The 19896-nt window shown below is 70.6% G+C and carries 20 protein-coding genes; 9 read left to right on the top strand and 11 right to left on the bottom strand.

What is annotated here, in order from left to right; translation table 11 throughout:
• Positions 1-8: 8 nt before the first annotated feature.
• Entirely contained in the window at positions 9-1175 is a 1167-nt protein-coding gene (locus DT019_RS17820; RefSeq protein WP_114037804.1) for a glycerophosphodiester phosphodiesterase, read from the bottom strand.
• Between the two features lie 274 nt (positions 1176-1449).
• Between DT019_RS17820 and DT019_RS17825 the strand changes: the two genes are divergently transcribed.
• Both DT019_RS17825 and DT019_RS17830 read left to right on the top strand, forming a co-directional pair.
• Positions 1450-2421: a GlxA family transcriptional regulator gene (locus DT019_RS17825; protein WP_114037805.1), complete on the top strand. Its 972-nt coding sequence runs from the start codon at positions 1450-1452 to the stop codon at positions 2419-2421.
• Positions 2418-3023 carry a DJ-1/PfpI family protein gene (locus tag DT019_RS17830; protein ID WP_114037806.1) on the top strand — a complete coding sequence of 202 codons (606 nt, stop codon included), beginning with the start codon at positions 2418-2420 and terminating at the stop codon, positions 3021-3023. Before DT019_RS17825 ends, DT019_RS17830 begins: the two co-directional genes overlap by 4 nt.
• An 85-nt stretch (positions 3024-3108) precedes the next feature.
• Here the strand turns inward: DT019_RS17830 and DT019_RS17835 are convergent, their stop codons facing one another.
• Complete coding sequence (locus tag DT019_RS17835) at positions 3109-3693, bottom strand: RDD family protein (RefSeq protein ID WP_114037807.1); 585 nt, start codon at positions 3691-3693, stop codon at positions 3109-3111.
• Positions 3694-3961: 268 nt separating this feature from the next.
• Here DT019_RS17835 and DT019_RS17840 point away from each other — a divergent pair, with 268 nt between their 5' ends.
• The 3 genes from DT019_RS17840 (at position 3962) to DT019_RS17850 (ending at position 8584) form a co-directional block, all read left to right on the top strand.
• Positions 3962-6703, top strand: coding sequence for a LuxR family transcriptional regulator (locus DT019_RS17840; RefSeq protein ID WP_223279636.1), 2742 nt, complete (start codon positions 3962-3964; stop codon positions 6701-6703).
• A 356-nt stretch (positions 6704-7059) separates the two neighbouring features.
• Positions 7060-7587, top strand: a complete 528-nt coding sequence (locus tag DT019_RS17845; protein WP_114037809.1) for a hypothetical protein — start codon at positions 7060-7062, stop codon at positions 7585-7587.
• Positions 7588-7843: 256 nt separating this feature from the next.
• A complete protein-coding gene (locus DT019_RS17850) occupies positions 7844-8584 on the top strand; it encodes a VC0807 family protein (RefSeq protein WP_411292716.1) in 741 nt (246 codons plus the stop codon).
• 166 nt (positions 8585-8750) lie between these two features.
• On the opposite strand, the gene eno is transcribed toward DT019_RS17850, so the two are convergent.
• Positions 8751-10058: a phosphopyruvate hydratase gene (gene eno / locus DT019_RS17855; protein ID WP_223279637.1), complete on the bottom strand. Its 1308-nt coding sequence runs from the start codon at positions 10056-10058 to the stop codon at positions 8751-8753.
• Between the two features lie 162 nt (positions 10059-10220).
• On the opposite strand from eno, the gene DT019_RS17860 reads away from it, so the two are divergent.
• Positions 10221-10643 (top strand): MarR family winged helix-turn-helix transcriptional regulator, encoded by a 423-nt coding sequence (locus DT019_RS17860; protein WP_114037811.1) that lies wholly within the window; start codon positions 10221-10223, stop codon positions 10641-10643.
• A gap of 84 nt (positions 10644-10727) precedes the next feature.
• Here the strand turns inward: DT019_RS17860 and DT019_RS17865 are convergent, their stop codons facing one another.
• From DT019_RS17865 to DT019_RS17875, 3 genes are all read right to left on the bottom strand, one after another.
• Positions 10728-11156, bottom strand: coding sequence for a DUF6234 family protein (locus DT019_RS17865; RefSeq protein ID WP_223279638.1), 429 nt, complete (start codon positions 11154-11156; stop codon positions 10728-10730).
• 174 nt (positions 11157-11330) lie between these two features.
• Complete coding sequence (locus DT019_RS17870) at positions 11331-12125, bottom strand: thioesterase family protein (RefSeq protein ID WP_114037812.1); 795 nt, start codon at positions 12123-12125, stop codon at positions 11331-11333.
• A 245-nt stretch (positions 12126-12370) separates the two neighbouring features.
• Positions 12371-13033, bottom strand: coding sequence for a DUF4232 domain-containing protein (locus DT019_RS17875; protein WP_114037813.1), 663 nt, complete (start codon positions 13031-13033; stop codon positions 12371-12373).
• Between the two features lie 297 nt (positions 13034-13330).
• Between DT019_RS17875 and DT019_RS17880 the strand changes: the two genes are divergently transcribed.
• The gene (locus tag DT019_RS17880; protein WP_223279639.1) at positions 13331-13978 is read left to right on the top strand and encodes a DUF4328 domain-containing protein; all 648 of its coding nucleotides are present in this window, start codon (positions 13331-13333) and stop codon (positions 13976-13978) included.
• Positions 13979-14121: 143 nt separating this feature from the next.
• Here DT019_RS17880 and DT019_RS17885 read toward each other — a convergent pair whose 3' ends face one another.
• Positions 14122-15111 (bottom strand): phospholipase, encoded by a 990-nt coding sequence (locus DT019_RS17885; protein ID WP_114037815.1) that lies wholly within the window; start codon positions 15109-15111, stop codon positions 14122-14124.
• A gap of 356 nt (positions 15112-15467) precedes the next feature.
• Complete coding sequence (locus DT019_RS17890) at positions 15468-15767, bottom strand: antibiotic biosynthesis monooxygenase family protein (protein ID WP_114037816.1); 300 nt, start codon at positions 15765-15767, stop codon at positions 15468-15470.
• A 203-nt stretch (positions 15768-15970) separates the two neighbouring features.
• Here DT019_RS17890 and DT019_RS17895 point away from each other — a divergent pair, with 203 nt between their 5' ends.
• Complete coding sequence (locus DT019_RS17895) at positions 15971-17230, top strand: M20 family metallopeptidase (protein ID WP_114037817.1); 1260 nt, start codon at positions 15971-15973, stop codon at positions 17228-17230.
• Between the two features lie 111 nt (positions 17231-17341).
• On the opposite strand, the gene DT019_RS17900 is transcribed toward DT019_RS17895, so the two are convergent.
• Complete coding sequence (locus tag DT019_RS17900; protein WP_114037905.1) at positions 17342-18181, bottom strand: SDR family oxidoreductase; 840 nt, start codon at positions 18179-18181, stop codon at positions 17342-17344.
• 92 nt (positions 18182-18273) lie between these two features.
• Between DT019_RS17900 and DT019_RS17905 the strand changes: the two genes are divergently transcribed.
• Positions 18274-18645: a winged helix-turn-helix transcriptional regulator gene (locus tag DT019_RS17905; RefSeq protein ID WP_114037818.1), complete on the top strand. Its 372-nt coding sequence runs from the start codon at positions 18274-18276 to the stop codon at positions 18643-18645.
• Positions 18646-18708: 63 nt separating this feature from the next.
• On the opposite strand, the gene DT019_RS17910 is transcribed toward DT019_RS17905, so the two are convergent.
• Positions 18709-19014, bottom strand: coding sequence for a hypothetical protein (locus DT019_RS17910; RefSeq protein ID WP_114037819.1), 306 nt, complete (start codon positions 19012-19014; stop codon positions 18709-18711).
• A 187-nt stretch (positions 19015-19201) separates the two neighbouring features.
• Positions 19202-19804, bottom strand: coding sequence for a helix-turn-helix domain-containing protein (locus DT019_RS17915; RefSeq protein WP_114037820.1), 603 nt, complete (start codon positions 19802-19804; stop codon positions 19202-19204).
• Positions 19805-19896: the final 92 nt, after the last annotated feature.

Below are 19896 nucleotides of genomic sequence, written 5' to 3' on the forward strand. Positions count from 1 at the left end.
GCCACGGCTCAGCGGCGGCGGAACTCCTCGGCGGCCAGCAGGGCGGTGTCGGGGTCGTCGGAGAACAAACCGTCGATGCCCGTGGCGAAGAGCGCCTTGAAGTACGCGAGCGCGTTGCCGTAGTCGCCCGGCTTCTCGCCGACCCGGAAGTCCAGCGGCAGGAAGCTGTTCTCGTTCCGCACGGTGTACGGGGTGAGGAACAGGCCCGCGGCGTGCGCTTCACGGACGAGAGCGGTGGGCTTGCCGAGTTTGCCCTGGTCGTCCTGCGCGATGATCTGCGGCAACCAGGGGCCGATGCCCTGGGCGAAGCCGGCGATCCACTTGAGCCCCTCGGGCTTGAGGAGGTCGGCGGTGGTGCGCGGGTCGCCGGACGCGACGAAGTCGGCGGGCCGCACGGACGGCTCGTCGAGCAGGACGACCTTCGGGCACTTCACGCCCAGTGCGCTGAGCCGCTGAAGGCTGCTGGGCTCGAAGGACTGCAGGATGTTCGGGGCGTGCGCGGTGTGCCGGCCGTAGCGGCGCAGCAGCTTGGCGAGCGGCTCCTCGATCCCCAGGCCCAGCTTGCGGAAGTACGTGGGGTGCTTGGTCTCGGGGTAGATCCATACGGGGCGGCCACGGCGGCGACCCTCGCGCTCTGCCCACTGGAGGACCTCCTCGAAGGTGGGCACCTCCCAGCGGCCGTTGTACAGGGTGTTGTGCTGGCGGACGTCGGGGATGCGCTCCTTGGCGCGCAGCGTCTTGAGTTCGGCGAGCGTGAAGTCCTCGGTGAACCACCCGGTGATCTTCTTGCCGTCCACGGTCTTGGTGGTCTTGCGGCCCGCGAACTCGTGGTGGTCGGCGACATCGGTGGTGGCCGAGATGTCGGGCTCGTGCCGACAGACCAGGTGCCCGTCCTTGGTGGGAACGAGGTCACCGGCCTCGATGACGTCCGCCCCCATGTCGAGGGCGAGTTGGTAGGAGCCGAAGGTGTGCTCCGGACGGTAGCCGCTGGCCCCGCGGTGGCCGACGACGAACGGCACGGGCAGCTTCGCGGGCCGCCCGGCGGGTGCCTGCCGGTCCGCCGAGCCCGTTCCGGCCGCGTTCGCCTGTCCCGTTCCGGCCAGTACGGCCGCTCCGGCGCCCAGGGCCGCGGCTCCCAGTACCGTCCGTCGCCCCGGCTCGTGCCGCTTGTCCATGCCGTGCTCCTTGCTCCGTGCCGATCCCCGCAACTGCCCGGCGGGGTACGGCATTTCAAGTTCTCCGGTGTTTTCCCATGCGTCGGGACGCTGCCTCGCCCATGTCCCGGCCGCACCTTGATCGTAAACACGGCGGGGTGTGCCGGGAACGCGCAGGGGGGTGGGTGCGGCGGCCGACGGCGTCGCTTCGTCCCGCGTGCCCGGACTGCGGGCATGGCGCGAAGTGTGGGGTGCAGGTCGTTGACGCCACCGAGGATGGCCCACAGGGTGGAGGGTGAAGCAGCGCCGCATCGTCTTCGTCGTCTTCGAGGGGTTCCAGCCACTGGACCTCTTCGGTCCGCATGAGGTGTTCCACCACGCCGATCGGCTCTCCGGCGCGTACTCCTGCCAGATCATGGCGCCGCTGCCGGGACCGGTGCGGTCCAGCAGTGGTGTGCCGGTGCACGCGTCCTGCGGTGTGGACGATCTGGACCCGGCGGGGGTCGACACCCTGGTGGTGGCCGGGGGCGCCGGAGTCGACCGTGCCCGGCAGGACCCGGCGCTGACCGACTGGCTGGCCACCGCCGGATCCGGCGCCCGCCGCGTCACGTCGGTGTGCAGCGGGGTGTTCCTGCTGGCTGCCGCCGGACTGCTGCACGGGCGCCGGGTGACCACGCACTGGGCGCGGGAGGAGCAGCTCGTCCGGGAGCATCCCGACGTGGCCGTCGACTGCGATCCGATCTTCCTCAGGGACGGGCGGGTGTGGACGTCGGCCGGGGTGACGGCGGGGATGGACCTCGCACTCGCCTTGGTGGAGGACGACCTGGGGCGGGAGGTCGCCCACTCCGTCGCGCAGGAGATGGTGATGTTTCTGCGCCGCCCGGGCAGCCAGTCGCAGTTCAGTGTGGCTCTGTGGTCCTCGCAACCCGCCAGCGATCCCCTGCGTGCCGTGGTCGCGGCCATTCACGCGGACCCCGGCGCCCGGCACGGCATCGCCGATCTCGCCACGCACGCCGGTCTCGGCCCCCGCCACCTCCAGCGCCGGTTCACGGCCGAACTCGGCGTCCCGCCGGCGGCATACGTCGAAGCCGTCCGCGTCGAGGCCGCCAAACGGGCGCTCGCCGAGAGCACCCACCCCGTCGAGACCATCGCGCATCGGTATGGGTTCGGCACCGCCGAGACCCTGCGCCGCACATTTCACCGTCACCTCGGTGTCGCACCGTCCGACTACCGGGACCGCTTTCGATCCACCAAGGAGCACATGTGACCACCTACGGGCTGCTGATCTTCGACGGAGCGGAGGAGCTGGACTTCGCCGGGCCGTGGGAGGTGTTCACCGCCTCCTCGATGCTGCGCGACGGCGCCGACACGGCGGTACTCATCGCCGAACGTACCCACGCCGTCCGCTGCAACAAGGGCATGCGCGTCCTGCCGGACCACACCTTCGACGACCACCCGCCGTTGGATGTCCTGCTGGTCCCGGGCGGCAACGGGACCCGCCGCGAGGTGTCCAACCCCGTGCTCACCGACTGGATCCGTACCACCGCGGCCGACGTCGCCTGGACCACCAGCGTGTGCACGGGGGCCCTGCTCCTGCACGAGGCGGGCCTGGCCCGGGGCCGCAGGGTCGCGACCCACTACCAGTTCGAGGACGCTCTGGAGGCCCGGGGCGATGTCACCGTGGTCCGCGACGCGCGGTACGTCGTCGACGGCAACCTGGTCTCCAGCCAGGGCGTCTCGGCCGGTATCGACATGGCGCTCTGGCTGATCGGCCGCCTCCACGGCCGTGACCACGCCCGCGCCGTACGCCAGTACATCCAGTACGAGCCCGCCCCGCCCTACCTCGCCGACCTGCCCGACGCCGCCTGACGGGCGCCCGATCGCTCAGCGCCCCGACGGGCTTTCGGCACTCCGCCGTCGGCTGTCCCCGCTGATCCGATCGGTGCGGACTGCGTCAGCCTTTGCCGACCTTGACGACGACCGTGCTGCACACCTTGTCGGCGAAGGTCTGGTTCTTGTCGTCCCATACCGGCCACAGCCAGCCGAGGTAGCAGGGGATGCTGTCGAGGAAGTGCGCGAGTTTGCGGACCAACGCCATGCCGAATCCGAGCGTGCCGCCGTCGGCCTCGCGGCGCACACTGATGCCGAGGACCTTCTTGCCGATGGTCTGGCCGGTCTTGCCCTCCTTGTACAGCTGGAAGAAGGCCATGGCCGCGGCGTAGAGGAGGCCGACGACGAACAGGGGCCCCGGGCCCGCGGTCGCCGGGTCGTCGCTGTTGGCCAGGTCGATGAGTCCCAGTGCGTACATGGGGCCAAGGATGATCAGCCCGTCGAGCAGGTGCGCCCCGACCCGCTGGCCCCAGTGCGCGAGGGGCGGCATCCCGCCTCCGGGTATGCCGCCCATTCCCGGGGCCGGGGGCATCCCGTAGGGCTGCTGCGGATAGCCGTACTGCGGCGGCACGCCCTGCGGGGGCTGACCGGGATGTCCAGGCTGTGCGTGCTGCTGGCCGTAGGGGTTGTTGGGGTCGCCGAAGCTCAAGGTGAAGCCTTTCCGGGCCAATTGGGGGACGAGCGGCCGTGCGGAGGGCACCTTCGAGTCCTGAGCGGTTGCCCCCGTACAGCCGCGATCTTGCGGACCCATGGTGTTGGTGAGATCGGCACCCTGTCCAATCGGGTGCTGGAGCGACAACCCGGGGTGCGGTGCCCGGGCCGGGACAGCGCTCTCTGGAGGGGCGTGAATGCGACGGGTATCCATGGGCGGCTCGTCCCTAGCATGTGTCCCAGCGGGGGCAGTTGTCTGGGGGCACATGCGGATCGTCGGACGGGACACGGAACGTGCGCGGTTGGCCTTCCTGCTGGACGAGGCGCGTGGGGGCCGAGGGCGCAGCATCGTGGTGCGCGGTGAGCCGGGCATCGGCAAGACGGCGTTGCTGGATCACCTCGCCGAGCACGCGCAGGGGTGCACCGTCGTGCGGGCGGCCGGGGTCGAATTCGAGTCGGAGCTGGCCCTCGCGTCGCTGAGCGAGCTGGTCGGGCCGCTGCTCGACGTGGCGCGGGAACTACCGGCCCGGTACGCCGACGTGCTGACGGACCTCGTGCCGCCGGACGACGGTGCCGCGCCACCGGTGGCCGGCGGCCGGCACGCCGTCTACGCGGCGACGCTCGCCCTGCTCACCGCGGCCGCCGCGCGCCGGCCGCTGTTGTGTCTGATCGACGACGCGCACTGGATCGACGACGCGTCGGCGGCCGCTTTGTTGTTCACCGCCCGACGACTGCTCGCGGATTCGGTGTTGATCGTGTTCGCGACCCGGGAGGTCCCCGCGTTCGACGCGCCCGGCATCGAGACGCTGCGCCTGGAGGGACTGAACGAGGAGGCCAGTCTGCAACTGCTGGCCCGCGGCGGAAACGTGCCGATACTGGTCGGTGCCCGGCTGGCCGCGCTGACCATGGGCAATCCGCTCGCCCTCCTGGAACTGCCGCGGGTGTTGTCCCTGGAGTCCGCGGAGAGCCTCAGCGAGCTGGTCGAGCCGCTGCCGACGACGAAGCTGCTGCAACGTGCCTTCGCGGCGTCGCTGGTGACGATGTCGGCCCGGCAGAGACAGGCTCTGCTGGTGTGCGCGGCGGCGGGCAGCGCGGACCTGGAGGTGGTGGCGCGGGCCCTCGAAGCGCTCGACCTGCGGCTCGCGGCACTGGACGAGGGCACCGTCAGCGGCCTGGTGCAGATCACCGGCCGTGCGGTGACGTTCCGCCATCCGCTGATCAGGTCGGCCGTCTACTCGGGAGCCGGCCCGGGTGAACGGTGGCAGGCACACGCCGCGTTGGCCGGAGCGTGCACATCACCGAAGGACGCGGACCGCAGGGCCTGGCACCTCGCCTGCGCGACGGTCGGGCCGGACGAACAGGTCGCGGCCGCGTTGGCGGCCACCGCCGACCGCGCCCGGCGGCACGGCGGGATCGTCGCGCAGGCCGCCGCCCTGGAACGGGCCGCCGAGCTGACCGGGGAGCCCGTCCTGCGGGCCAGGAGAATCTGCGCGGCCGCGACGATCTGGTCCGCCGCGGGCGCGCTCGACCATTCCGAGGAACTGCTCGACCAGGCGGAGGCCCTGGCGGGGGACGACGTCAGCGCGCGCATCGAGGTGTTGGGCGACCGCGCTTACCACGCGGTCCTGCGCGGGCGGACCGGCGACATCTTCGACGCGCTCGTCGCGGAGGCGGCCGGGGCCGGACCGGAGGACAGGCTGGCGGCCGGCCGGATGCTCAGTCTGGCCATGAACGCCCCGCTGGCCCGGTGGCACGTCGCGGCAACGCTCGACGTCTGTACGAAGGTGATGGCGCTGACCGCCCCGGACGGCCGGCCCAACCCCGTCTTCCCCAAAGGGGCGGTGCGCCTGGCGCTGGCGCAGGTGCTCGCCGGGCAGCCGGCCGGCGCGGAGCTGGCGCGTGCGTGTGTCGCGGTCTGCGAGCGGCACGTGCCGAACGGGGCGTGCGCGGAACTGGCCGAGGTCCTGATGTACATCGAGGACTACGACCTGGCACGCCGCATGATCGAACATGACGTGGCCGCGGCCCGAGCCGTCGGCGACATCGCGTTGCTCGGCTACGGTCTGCGCCGTCGCGCCCAGGTGGAGGTCCGCGTCGGCCGCCCCCTCACGGCGTACTCCGACGCGCTGGAGTGCGCCGGGCTCGCCGACGCGATGGCGCAGCCGACCACCATCGCGGCCTCCCGCGCGACGCTCGCCATGGTCACCGCCGTTCTCGGCCGTGCCGAGGACTGCGCGGCCCATGCCGAGGAGGCGATGCGGCTGTGCCCGGACGACCTGGAGACCGAGGCACGGGTCCGGTACGCGCTGGGCCTCGTGGCGCTGGCGGGCGGCCGGATCGCCGACGCCGTCCCCGAGCTGCGCCGGGCGGACACGGTGCTGCGCGCCGTCGTCGAACCCGCTGTCGTGCCCGTCATCGCCGACCTGGCCGAGGCTCTGGTGCGGGCCGGGCTGACCGCGGAGGCGCGGGGCGTTCTGGACCGGCTGGACGCCGCCGTCGCCGCGACGGGCCGCCGTGGCCGACGGGCCGCGGCGCTGCGGTGCCGCGCGCTGCTGGCGCGTGGCACCGCAGCCGGATCGTTGTTCACCGCGGCGCTCGAGGCACACCGCGACGTCGATGAACCGTTGGAGCGGGCCAGAACGCTGCTGTGCCAAGGCCAGTGGCTGCGCCGGTCCAGACGTCGCCAGGACGCCCACCAGCCGCTCGCGGCGGCGCTGGAGGTCTTTGAGTCGGCCGAGGCCACGCTGTGGGCGGAGCAGGCCCGCCACGAACTGACGCTGCTCGGCCTGCGCGCCGTGCCGAAGGCCGACCGGCCTGATCTGGGGGTGCTCACGCCACAGGAGTGGCGCATCGCCTGGGCGGCGGCACAGGGCCGCACGAGCAGAGAGATCGCCGCCGAAGTGCTGCTGTCCATACGCACGGTGGACTACCACCTGGGCAACGTCTACCGAAAACTGGGCGTCTCGTCGCGCCGTGCACTGATCCGGCAGCTGAAGCCTGTCCCGTAGGGCGGGCTTCAGCTCCTGGTGTCCGGGCGCGGAGGGCGAGCGAGGTGCCAGGTCCTGGGTCGCACTTCCGTGAACGGATCCGCAGAACTACCGGTCGGAAGCCCGAACATGGCGGTGCCGTGGCCGCAAGAGGGCGGCCGCGGCCCCTTTTCACAGTTCACAGGCCGCGTGTTTTCCCTGTCAGAACTACGGATCCACGGTGCGTGACGGCTCAACATACTGGGTTCCATCGATCAGCAAGGGCCCGCGGGGACGGGCCTGTCGGTGTTCGACCCTCCTGACGTCGGAGAACCCAAGAGCGAGACGGGGCTCTCACCCGACCACTATGTCTCGCGCCGTTTGCAAAGGGGAGTGCAATGAGGACCAGCACATTCACGGGGAGGGCCGCCGCCTCGGCCGCCGTCGTTCTCGCCGTCGTGTTCGGATCGGCCGGGGCGGCGCACGCCGCCGACAGGTCTTCGCCGGTCGCCTCGTCCCACCACGCTGCGTCGGCCCACGGCCGCCTGGCGGCTCCGGGGGCGACGCTGACCGACGCGTCGATCACGTTCTTCACCCTCGACGACAACAAGGACAGTGACACGCTGCTGTCCATCCAGGTCCTGGACCGCAACAACAAGGTGGCCGCCTCGGCGACGGGATTCTTCGGGCAGTTCGGCGACGGTACGACCCGCCCGATCACCTTGAAGGTGCGGGCGGGTTTCACCTGGGACGCACTGCAGGCAGGTCACCTGCGGCTGAACATCCAGCCGCACGGCGACGACACATGGAAGTTCGGATACGAACTCGACCTGGGCTTCTCGGACGGGGATTTCGCGCCGACCATCGCGAACCGTCTGTCCCTGAGCGAGGACAACAAGACGCGGCTGGACCCGCTGCAGTTCTGAACTGAACCCCGAGTGCCGTGACGACTGCCCGGATCCGCATCCGGGGACGTGCGCTCCTCCTCCTCTGCCGAGGGGGAGGGGTGGACAAAGCGGGGCGTGAGCTTCCAAGGATGTCGTTTTCCAGCACGGGGCAAGGTCGGAATTAGCCATTCCGGCCAGGGTCGGTGATCATTCGGTGCCGGGTCCGAAGTCCCGTACTGCGGGCCTGCCTTACGTGCGCGCAGCCCGCGCTTTCCAGGCACCTTCAGGGGGAACCGTGCCCGCTCACCACACCACCACGCAGGGCGCCGAGAGCGCGTCGGACGCCGGGGCGCCCGGCCCGCAGGAGCGTCCTGGCCCGCCGGCCCGGTCCGGGGGCGCCGCGGCTCTCGGATGGGTCCTCACCATCGGTCTCAACGTGGTCGCTCCGATCCTCACGTACAACGCGCTCCACGACCACGGCTGGAGCGAGTTCACCGCGCTCCTGGCCGGGGGCGCCTGGCCGGTGCTCGACAGTGTCTTCCATCTCGCATGGCGCCGCCGGCTGGACGAGTTCGCCATCGTCACCCTGGTGTTTCTGGTGATCACGGCCGTGGTGTCGCTCGTGGGCGCGCACTCGGCACGGGCCCTGCTGGTCAAGGACTCCGCCGTGACGGGGCTGTTCGGGCTCCTGTGCCTGGCGACACTGCTGGCCCCGCGCCCGCTGATGTTCTACTTCGGCCGCAAGTTCGCGACCGACGGCACCGCCGAGAGCACCGCGTGGTGGAACGGCCTGTGGCAGTACGAGGGCTTCCGCAGGACCATCACCACCATGACCGCGGTCTGGGGTGTCGCCTACTGCCTGGAGGCCGTGGCCCGGGTCGGACTCGTGTACGCGCTGAGTACGGACGTCATGGTGTACCTCAGCCCGTTCATGATCTACGGCGTCCTCGGCATCCTCGTCGTGTGGACCACCCTGTACGGCAAGCGGTCGCGCCGCCGGGGTGAGCAGCTCGCTGCCGCAACCGCGGCCCCGTGACCACGGGAAGGGTGAGCTGGGCCGCCGCGAAGAGGTCACGGCCGTAGGAGAGGGCGGGGGCCTGCGCTGCTGAAGAACGGGCATCGCGCCGTCGCGAAGGATCGCGCCCGCGAGCGGGCCCCCGGTCGACCCGGGGGCCCGCAGGGTGGCCGGCCCCTCCTTCTGTTCACGCCCGGCGCAGTACGGCTGCGCCCGCGAAGCGTGCCGCGTCGCCCAACTCCTCCTCGATCCTGATCAGTTGGTTGTACTTGGCCGTGCGGTCGGAGCGGGAGAGCGAGCCGGTCTTGATCTGACCGCAGCCGGTCGCCACGGCCAGATCCGCGATGGTGGTGTCCTCCGTCTCGCCCGAGCGGTGCGACATGACAGCCGTCCAGCCCGCCTGGTGGGCGGTGGCCACGGCGGTCAGTGCCTCGGTCAGGGTCCCGATCTGATTGACCTTGATCAGGACCGAATTGCCGACGCCGGTACGGATGCCTTCCCGCAGCAGCGTCTCGTTGGTGCAGAACACGTCGTCGCCGGTGAGCTGGCAGCGGTCGCCCACGCGGGCGGTCAGCTCGCGCCAGCCGTCGAGGTCGTTCTCCGCCATCGGATCCTCGATGGAGACGACGGGGTAGGCATCGATGAGCTTGACCAGGTAGTCGGCGTGCTCGGAAGGGGTACGGCGCACACCCTCGCCCGTGTAGTCGTACAGTCCGTCGCGGAAGAACTCCGACGACGCCGGGTCCATGACCAGGCCGATGTCCGCGCCGGGGCGGTAGCCGGTGCGCTCGATGGCGGCCATCACGAAGTCGAGGGCCTCCTCGGCGGTGCGCAGAGCGGGCGCGAAGCCGCCCTCGTCGCCGACGCCCGTGGAGTGCCCGGCGGCCAGCAGGTCGCGGCGCAGGGTGTGGAAGACCTCGCTGCCCATGCGGACGGCTTCGGCGAAGGTGTCCGCGCCCACGGGCGCGATCATGAACTCCTGGAAATCCAGCGGATTGTCGGCGTGGGCGCCGCCGTTCACGATGTTCATCATCGGCAGCGGCAGGAGGTGGGCGTCGGCGCCGCCGAGGTAGCGGTAGAGGGGCTGGCGGTGGGCTGCCGCGGTGGCCTTTGCGGTGGCGAGGGAGACACCGAGGATCGCGTTGGCGCCGAGCCGGGACTTCGTGGCGGTGCCGTCGAGGGAGGCCAGTGCGGCGTCGAGCCCCGCTTGGTCCACCGCGTCCCTGCCGCGTACGGACGCCGCGATCTCCCCGTTGACGTGGTCGACCGCACGGTCGACACCCTTGCCGTGCCAGCGCGCGGAGTCTCCGTCACGCAGTTCCACGGCCTCCCGGGCTCCGGTCGAGGCGCCGGAGGGGACGGCCGCGCGCCCCAGGGAACCGTCCGCCAGGACGACATCGACCTCGACCGTGGGGTTGCCCCGGCTGTCGATGATCCGGCGGGCGGCGACGGTCTCGATGGTGGTGTCGAGGGTCTCGACTGGCATTGCGGACATGGGAGGTCCTTCCCGTTGTCATGTGCCCGGGCCCCGGCTGCGACAGCGCTGGCGCTGAGCCCGACAGGAAAAACCATACAGCAATGCTGTGCAGTTTTGCTGTACAGCGTTGCTGTGCAGGTCAGCCGCGCAGCAAGGCTGACCAGCGGGGTAAAGTGCCCTATGCCCATCTCGGAAGCCGCCGCCATCGCCGCTGAACTGCGCACCGCCATGGGCAAGCTCACCCGCCGCGTCCAGCACGAGGACCGCATCCCGCTGGGCCAGGTCGCCGTGCTCGGCGCGCTGGACCGCAACGGCGCCATGACCACCAGCGACCTCGCCGCTGATCAGCGCGTGCGCCCGCAGTCGATGGCCCGGGCGGTGGGGCTGCTCATGGAACAGGACCTCATCACACGCCGGGCCCATCCCACGGACGGCCGCAAGTCGCTGGTCGAGCTGTCCGACGCGGGCCGCGCCGCGCTCGACGCGGAGCGCGGCCGCAGGGTCGGATGGCTCGCGCAGGCCATCGAGGCCGAACTCACCGATGAGGAGCGGGCGTTGCTCGCACGGAGCGCAGCCCTGCTGGAGCGCCTCGCCACCCGATAGGCGGGTCCGTCGGGCATGGCGTCAGCCACACACTCCCGTGCCGCGCCCATCACCCCCTTCCCGGCACCGCACGCGCCGCGCGCGTCAGGAGCAACGGCCGCTGCCGCTGTAGCAGGGGGTGTAGTGGGGGTTGGGCGCCGGCGGCGGCCCGGGGTGGGACTTGTCGTAGTCGTGCTGCGTCAGGGCGAGAAGTACGGCCACCAACGCGGCGGCCAAGATTTGCAGGACGACGGTCCAGGGGGCGCGGGAGAGCGCCGCGATGACGACAAGCAGCACGATGGCGCCAAGGAAGTACTCGAGCCAGGCGATGTCGGCCAGGTGCGACGCGTCGATCCGGGTCCGATCGCCCTGGGCGGCCCAGACGTCCATGCCCTCGGAAAGGGCCCTCCCCAGGCCGACCGCGATCTCGATCATGGACAGCAGAAGACCGGCGGCCACATCCGTGCCGAGGGACGTCCTGCTGGACCAGGGTCGCGGCAGACGGGCTGCTGCTGTGACGAGTACCTGTCTCATGGACCGCACCGTGCCAGACCTTCTGGGGGCGCGCCTGAGTACGCCTACTCATGCGTGCCTCGCGGTCTACGCACAGGGCCCGAGCGGCGGGGCGAGCTGGCTGGCCGCCCAGGGCACGGGCGTCCCCGCCGTGGGGCGCACCGGGCCCTGAACCGGCGACGTGAATGAACTCGCCTACAGGGGGCGCACGGTGAGGATCTGTTCGGCGTGGCCGACGGGGCCGTCGATGTCGTGCAGGACGCTACTGGTGAGCCCCTGCCCCGTCGGGCCGAAGGTGGCCGTGGTGTCCAGCCCGGTCCACGGGCCGCGCGGCTGGCGGTGCAGGTGGATCGTCAGGTCGAGGTTGGGGAACATCCACGCCGTGGGGTCCTGTTGCACGGCGATCCCATTGGCGGTGTCGACGAGAGCGATGTACGAGGCGAGGGTGCTGCTCGGCTCGCCCGCGATCAGGTCGACGAGCGAGGACACCCAGGCAGTCGCGCGGCCCTTGCGGGCCGGCGCAGTCCGGCGGACGTCGATGGAGGAGACGTAGCCCCCGTCCCACTCCTCGCCCATCGCCCAGGGAGCGAGCTGTTCGGGGGCGGGGATCCGCTCGTGGGGGCTGTCGGCGACCGACGTGGTGTCCAGGGACGCCAGCAGCCAGGCCCGGGCGCGGACCACCGGGCGCCCTGCGATGATCACGGTCGCTTCGACGAGTTCGATGGTGCGGCCCGGGCGCACGGTCTCGACGGTGATCTCGCACTCGTCGAGGGCGACGCGGCCAAGGATGTCGTAGCTGATCCTTGCGAGCGTCAAGGGCTCGGGGCGCTGGGCGAGATGGCGTTCCATCACGTGGACGACAAGCCCCGAGAGCGGGCTGAAGTGCTGCTCATCGCTCTGCCATGCACCACCCGCGTGAGCCGTGGGTTTGTAGGTGTGCTCGCCCGTCCGCTCGTAGTAGCTCTCACGCGCGACGATGCCGGTGGTCACGGGATCGGTCTCCTTGATGGGGTGAAGCGGGCTGTGCTGGGGCGTTTGTCAGTGGGTCGGGGGAGGGGTGACATCGCCTGTCACCGTAATCCCCGCGCCGTAGGCTATCTGGGGGCGTCCATGTGCTTGTGGCGGGTGCCGGTCGGTCGCCCGGCCCAAGCCAAACCGCCCGGCTCAGGAGTGACACTGAGGCCGGGCGGAATTCTGATGTGGAGCAACTCCACGCTGCGAGCTCGGAGTTCGGCTCAGTTGCCGCCGCCCTGGCCGGCGCTGCCGATCGGGCCGACCTTCACCGGCGAGCTGCCGTCCTCCGCGGGCAGCGTGGCGCCGCCGGGCCAGGTGAGGGTGACGGTCTTGGTTTCGCTCGGCGGGGTGACCAGCAGTCCGGTGATGCGCACGCCGGACCCGCCGGTCTTGTTGATGGGGTAGGTGATGCCGAAGTCGATCGACTGCCCGACCTTGAGGGTGGTCGCGGGGGCCGGTTCCCCGGTGCGCTTGGCGGACACAGTGCCCGCGTTGGTCTTGAGGTCGACACCGGCGTAGCCGGATATGGCGCAGGCGTGACCGCCGTGGTTCTTCAGCTCGACCACGACGGTGCCGTTGGCGTCGCCACTGATGGTGCGGTCCTTGGCCGTGAACTCCAGCTCGGAGGTGCGGCACTTGGCAGCCTTGCTGTTCCCGCCGGAGCCGGTTCCTGCGGTCGAGCCCTGCCCGCCGGTGTTCTTGCCACCGCTCTGGGCGCCGCCCGATCCCGAAGAGCCCGACGGGGCGGCCGTGCTGGGGGCCGGGGTGCCGCTCGAAGGGCTTTGCGTGGCGTCCGCGTCGCCGTTCTGGCACGCCGTCATCAGCATCGTGCCGCTGAGGAGGGCTGCGGAGACGAGGAAGGCCTTGCGACGGTTGCCGGACATGAAAACCCCTTGGTATCGCTTGGTCGAAGCTGAGCCGCTGACGGCTCACGAGTGCTTGTTCGATCACTATGAAGGGGCCCTGAGCCAAGGGGACAGGGATGTCGCCTCTCTACGACACCCCTGTCACAGACCGGTGACATGATCGCGGCGCACAGGGCGTACGAGATATCCGTTTCGCCTGGCCAGACCACATGGCATACGTTGCTCCGGCGCCCACTCACGTGGGCCGTCTGCACATTTCCTCGGGGGGTCCCATCCATGCTGCCTCAGCCTGCCGTCATGCCATCGTCCGGACCGGTGCTGCGCTCACCGCGCGGACTGGCCACCGCCACCAGCGTGCTCCTCGCCGTGGCCGCCGCCATCGATGCTTTCGCCGTATACACCGATGCCGTCACACATGGGGTGAGCGGAGACCTGCTCTCCCGCGACGAGGGCGAGATCGACCGCGCCGATCGCCTCTGTCAGCTGGCCGGGTCCCTTCAGTGGATCATCCTGATCGCGACAGCGGTTGTCTTCATCATCTGGTTCTACCGTGTCCGTTCGAATGCCGACGTGTTCGCGGGTGATGTGTGCACCCGGGGCAAGGGCTGGACGATCGGCGGGTGGTTCATCCCCGTCGGCAACCTGTGGATCCCTTCCCAGGTTGCCCGCGAGATCTGGACGGCCAGCGCGCAGACCGCCGCGGACGGTTCGTGGCGCACCGTGTCGCGGTGGCCGATCACGGCGTGGTGGACCCTGTGGGTGGCCAACCTGGTGGTCGGGCGGCTTGCCTCGACCATGTCCAAGAACGCCGAGACCGCTCAGAGCCTTCAACGCGCCGCCGACGTCATGATGCTGGCCGACGCGCTGAGCATGTCGGCCGCGCTTCTCGCGATCGTCTTCGTCCGCAAGCTGACCGCGATGCAGCACGTCAAGGCGACGGAAGGGCCGGTCGCCGCCGTCTGACGGACGGGCGACGGCGTCCGGCCGGCGCCATCGCTTGGCACCAGCAGGGCTTGCCCGCCCGTTGCGGGCAAGCCCCCATCGCCCCCCTCGGGAGCCCTTGGCACCACCAGGGCGGCAGGGCCGTCTCGGCAGGACCGCGGGCGCTACTTGAAGAGGCGGTCCGAGCTGGTGGCCATGCGATGGGTGGAGCCGTGCGCGCTCACCCAGTCGCGGACCAGCTTGATGGCGTTGGCGCACTTCCAGTTGTCGTCGTACTCACGCACACCGGTGAAGGCGCCGTAGCCCGCGATGATCCCGTCGACACGCGCGTCGCCCAGAAGCTTGTCCACGTACCACGGGTCGTTGTACGTCGTCGTCCACGACAACGTTGCCGCGAGACGTCTGGCGGACCGTTCTCCCGCGCCCTTCTTCAGCTCCGCGCACGTCTTCTGGCTGGGCTCCGTGCAGTTGCCGAACCCGTTGGTGATGTCGGTGTCGCCGTAGTCCATCGCCCGGTGGCTCGCCGGGAACCCGGAACCGGACCGGTTGAAGGCGCCCATGACCTGGTCACGCGTGCCGGTCGTGGTGATGCCTTCCAGCGGGCCGAGCCTGCCTTCGAGGCTCTGCCACCCCCGGCCGCCCACGTCCGGGGTGCTGCCGCCGTGGTACTCGTAGAAGCCGTAGAGCACCTGGATCCCGGCGGCTGTGAGGCGTTGGGCCTTGTCCCGCAGTCCGGCGACGCTGCATGCCCGGTTGGGGGCTTCCCCGCAGTAGTTCGGGTCCTTGATGTCCAGCCAGACCAGGGCCAGTCGGCGTCCTGCCTTGGCGTTGGAGACGATGCGGTCGATCATGCTGTCGAAGCTGGGACCGCGCCGGTTGTCACCGGCCGATGAGCAGTCGTGATAGGCGCGCCATTCGTTCGGATTCCACCAGGAACAGACGTCGATCTCGATGGCGTTCGCGCCGTGCTTGAGTGCGGCGTCCACACCGTCGAGGGTGTCGACGCGGTGGGCGATGGCGTAGATCGCGTGGCGCTGATCGGCCGCTGTCGCAGGCGCCGTACCCAGCGCGGTGACGCCGATGATTGCGCACAGAGCCGTGGTGAGCGCCAGTAGCCCCCGCAGACCGGCGCTCTTTCGAAGTCGGGCAGTCAAGAAACACACTCCTTCGTGCTGCGTGCCAGTGTCCTGAGTCGGCCAGGCGAAGGTCGCGTGGCCCGCGCAGGGGGCCCAGACGGGGAGGGCCGTTGAGATCCTGGTCATGGACTTCCTTCCCAAGGATGGCCCCCTTTGGGCAGGGGCGATCCTTCCTCCGCCGGCAGGGCGCCCGATGCGCCGTGCCATGCAGCTAGATGAAGCATGGGCCCCACACGTTGCACATGACCGGCGTGTATGTGGGCGGCAAATCCCTTTGGCTGAAATGGAGTTGTGGGCGGGACGGGCTCGCTGGGGCGTCCTGGGCTTGAGTACGGGCGGCGCGGCGGGGAGCCGCCGTGTCGGACCGCGTCGGGTCAGGTGGCCGGTTCCGCGAGCAGGTCGTCGACGATGTGCAGCCGGGCCTCGGGGAAGCGTTCCGCGATGGCGTCGCTCATCATCGCCGCCGCCTCGGGGTCGGGCAGCGCGCACTGTTCGCGGGCCTCAGGGGTCGGCCAGCGTGCGTAGGCGAGCCACGTGCCGTCGTCGGCCCGGTGCAACCGCGAGCCGTAGCTTCCGCACTGACGGTGGATCGCCGCGGTCATCCGGTGCCACCCCTCGATGAACTGCTGTTCCTTGCCCTGTTGGAGGCGCCACCGGTAGACGACTGCGAACATTTTCTGTTCCCCCCTGTGTGGTCGTGTTTTGGCTGACGATCGTAGTCACGCCGTCGCGCCCGCAGGGGAGGGGGCCGCGGACCGGGGGTTTTCCGTACCCCGAAGCGGGGGGCGGGCCGGTTGGGCGGCTGGGCGTTGCGGCGCCAGGCTTGAGGCGTCACATCACGACGGCAGGGGAGCAGGGGAAGACGGTGGAGCGACCGATGGAGCAGGGACTCGCACGGCGGGTGGTTCTGGGTGGGGTGGTTGCGGCCGGCGCGGGGGTCCTCTGTGGAGGAACGGCCTTCGCCGAGGGGAAGGGGCGGCCGGCCGCACCGGGCGAGGCACACTCCGCCATGGCTCGTCTGGATCGCGAGTTGATCGCGTTGCGGCGGGACATCCACAGCCACCCCGAAGCGCCGGGGCAGGAGTACCGCACGGCGGCACTGGTGGCCCGCCACCTCCAGGACGCGGGGCTGAGCGTCACCACGGGGGTGGGCGGCAACGGTGTGATCGGCGTTCTGCGCGGTTCGCTGCCGGGCCGGACGGTCGCCTACCGGGCCGACATGGACGCGGTGCCCCCGCAGAGCATCATCGGGGGCGGGACCGCCACCGCTCATGTCTGCGGTCACGACATCCACACGACGGTGGCCGTGGGCGTAGCGCGGGTCCTGGCCCGGATGCGCCGACGGCTGAGTGGCACGGTGGTGTTCCTCTTCCAGCCGGCCGAGGAGTCGCTGGCGGGCGCGCAGAAGGTGCTGGACGCCGGGTTCCTGGAGCACACCGGAGCCCAGGAAATCCACGCCCTGCACTGCGGACCGTTCCCGGTGGGGCAGTTCGCGGTGACGTCGGGCTACGGTCTGCCCGGACAGGACCATGCGGGGGTGACTCTGTCCGGTTCCGACGCCGCCGCGGCCGCGCAGCGGCTCGCCACCCAAATCAGTGCCCTTGCCACGGTGACGCCGCCGACGGGCGAGGTCGAGCTGGCGCGGCTGGTGGCGGAGCTGCAGACTCCGGGCGGCCCGTTGACCCGCTTCGTGACCGCTCAGGCGCGGACTGATGGGGCCAAGGTGAACGTGTCGAGTCGTTGCTGGCCGCCGGACCGCTACCAGGAGGTGCGGGAGAACATCCGGCGCCTGGCCGGGCGGTACGAGGGGGCCGAGGCCACCTTCCCGGCCGACCCGTTCCCCGCCATGGTCTGCCCCAAGGGCGACGGCGACGCCCTCGCCGGCCATCTGCGCCGCACGCTCGGCAGGGACGCCGTGACCGAGATGCAGGCGGCGATTCCCTTCAGCGGTGAGGACTTCGCGCTCTACCTGAACCGCATCCCCGGTACGTACACATTCCTCGGGGTCCGCACCCCCGGGGCCCCGGTCACGACCTCCTATCCGCACTTCCCTGACTTCACCCCGGACGAGCGGGCGATCGGCCTGGGCGTCCGCGCCATGGCGGGCTGGCTCGCCGCACGAACCCGCCGTGCATAGTGGCAGTGTTACGTCGGTCGCACCGAGGCGAATCGCTTTCGTACGCTCAGTGGTTGGGTGTCGTCGGAGTCGTCCGCGGGGTCGCCCTTGGGCCCCGGATGAGCTGGAGGCTCAGCGGAAGGCGGCGATGTTGCGCGTGAGCCAGCTGTCGAAGGGGCGAGGGGCGCGGCCGAGGACTCGTTCCACGTCCGGGCTGATGCGCAGTTCGGCGGGGGTGGGGTCGCCGAGGATGGTGAGGGTGTCGTCGGCGAGCTCGGCCGGCAGGAACTGGGTCATCGCCGCCTTGGCTTGGGCGCGGGTGAGTTCGTGGAACCGCACCGGCGTGCCGAGGGCGGCGGCAATGGTCTCCGCCTGCTGCCGGGGTGTGATCACCTCGGGGCCGGTGAGCTCGAAGACTCCGCCGGTGTGCCGGTCGTCCAGCAGGCAGGCCGCCGCCACTTCGGCGATGTCGGCCGGATCGACGACCGGCACTCCCACATCACCGAAGGGCGCGGCGACCGTCCTGTGTGTGCGGACGGACTCGGCCCAGGCAAAGGCGTTGGAGGCGAACCCGCCCGGTCGCACGACAGCCCAGTCCAGCCCCGACTCCCGCAACGCGTCCTCCAGCGCGCGCATCGCGACCCGTGACGGGCCGAGCGGCCTGGTCGCCACGCCCTGCGAAGACAGCAGGACGATGCGGCGGACTCCGCTGGCGGCGGCCAGGTCGATGATGTCGGTCGGCCTCGCTTCGGGAGCGTGCAGGTCGCCGGAGAGCAGGAGGAACAACGCCTTCGCCCCGTCCAGCACGGGGGCGAGACTCGCGGGATCGGTCAGATCGGCCGACACGTGCCGGACCCCGTCCGGCACCGCCGCTCTGTGCCGTGACACCGCCGTCACCTGCTCGCCCGCGTCGGCCAGGGCCTGCGTCAAAGGCCTGCCCACATTCCCGGTAGCCCCGGTCACCACGATCATGTCCAGCTCCAAATCCGTTGTGTGCTGAGGTCGTTGACGCTAGGAGCCGGGCTTACTTTTCGTAAGAACATACCCAGAGGTAAGCTCCGGACATGGCGGAAGGCGTGCAGGTGACACAGGCCGGGACCGACCGGCGGTATGAGGTGTTTCACACTGACTGCCCTGCCCGTGACGTGGTCGACCACGTGACCAGCAGGTGGGGCATCTGGGTGCTGATCGCCTTGCGGAGCAACGACCTTCGGTTCTACGAGCTGCGCGAGAGCATCCATGGCATCAGCGAGAAGATGCTCTCCCAGACCCTGCGCGCCCTGGTCAAGGACGGCCTGGTCCGACGGGAGGTGGAGCCGACGACGCCCCCTCAAGTCACCTACGGACTCACGGAGTTCGGGCAGGCTCTCGGGGAGCCGCTGAGGGACCTGTTCGACCGGATCACCCAAGGGCTGCCGCCCCGCGTGGCGGAGTAGTGTGGGCTGCCCTCGGTGGCCCTTTGAACGGTCACCGAGGGCAGCCCGACCCTCACAGGACGATCAACCACTGATGAACTGCCACTTGCTGGCGACGCGGTCGTTCTTCTCGCACCATGCCGTCGAGCCCCGGCGGTCTCCCAGCCAGTGCCACTGTCCCTGGTGCTCTCCGCCGTGTCGGCAGGTGATGGTCGCGCGGTAGCTGGCGGGGCCCCGGCCGTCACACCAGCCGGAGAACCGGGTGGTGTTCTGCTCCCACACATGGCACTTGGGCGACGCCGATGCCTGGGCGGCGGGCCCCAGGGTGGCCGCGCCGGTTCCGATCAGTACGGCAGTTGCTGCCAACGAGACGATCCTGAGTTTGCGCACGGTGCTCTCCCTGTCTCATCGCGGGTGGTGTGCTCAGCACAGGAGGCTAGGGGCGGAGCCGGGCGGGACACATCGTGCCGCCGGAGGAGCGTCGGCTCCACCCAGAGCGTCAGGGGGTAAACCCGTGCGGTAGGCGGCGGCGGATCATCCACCGTGCGCAGCACCGGCCGGGGGTCGCGCAACAGCCTCAGGCAGTGGATGCGGGGCCGGAGGTGCGCACGTGTGCCCGCACCCCTTGCAGGCCGAACAGGATGAGCAGTTCCACCGCGCCGCCGTCGGCACTGCCCAGCCAGTGCGGCAGGGAGGTGTCGAACTCGGCGGCCTCACCCGGCGGCAGCGTCAGGTCCCGCTCGCCGATCACCAGCCGCAGGCGACCGCTGAGCACATACAGCCACTCGAAGCCTTCGTGGGTCTGGGGGGTCGGTTCGAGCGGTTTCGGCCGGGCGGGGATGATCATCTTGAACGCGTGCGCCCCGCCCGGCCGGCGGGACAGCGGCACGAACGTCATGCCGAACCGCTTGATCGGCTTGAGGTGGATCCGCGGGTCGCCGGTGCGCGGGGCGCCGACGAGGTCGTCCAGCGGTACGTCGTAGATGCGGGCCAGCGGCAGCAGCAACTCCAGGGTGGGGCGGCGCTGTCCACTCTCCAGCCGGGACAGCGTGCTCTCCGAGACGCCGGTCGTCGCCGCGATGTCGGCGAGGGTGATGCCGCGGTCACGCCGGAGCGCACGAAGCCGTGGCCCCACACCGTCGAGTACGTCCTCGTCCGTCCTGGGCGTCTTCGGGTCCATGAGGCCCACCTTGCCATTACCGCAAGCTTTCGTGCCTGATCGCGAGGGACCTGCCGAAACTGAGGGGCCGCCGACCCTGACGACTGCCTCAC

This window comes from Streptomyces sp. SDr-06 (genome assembly GCF_003324565.1).
Classification (GTDB): domain Bacteria; phylum Actinomycetota; class Actinomycetes; order Streptomycetales; family Streptomycetaceae; genus Streptomyces.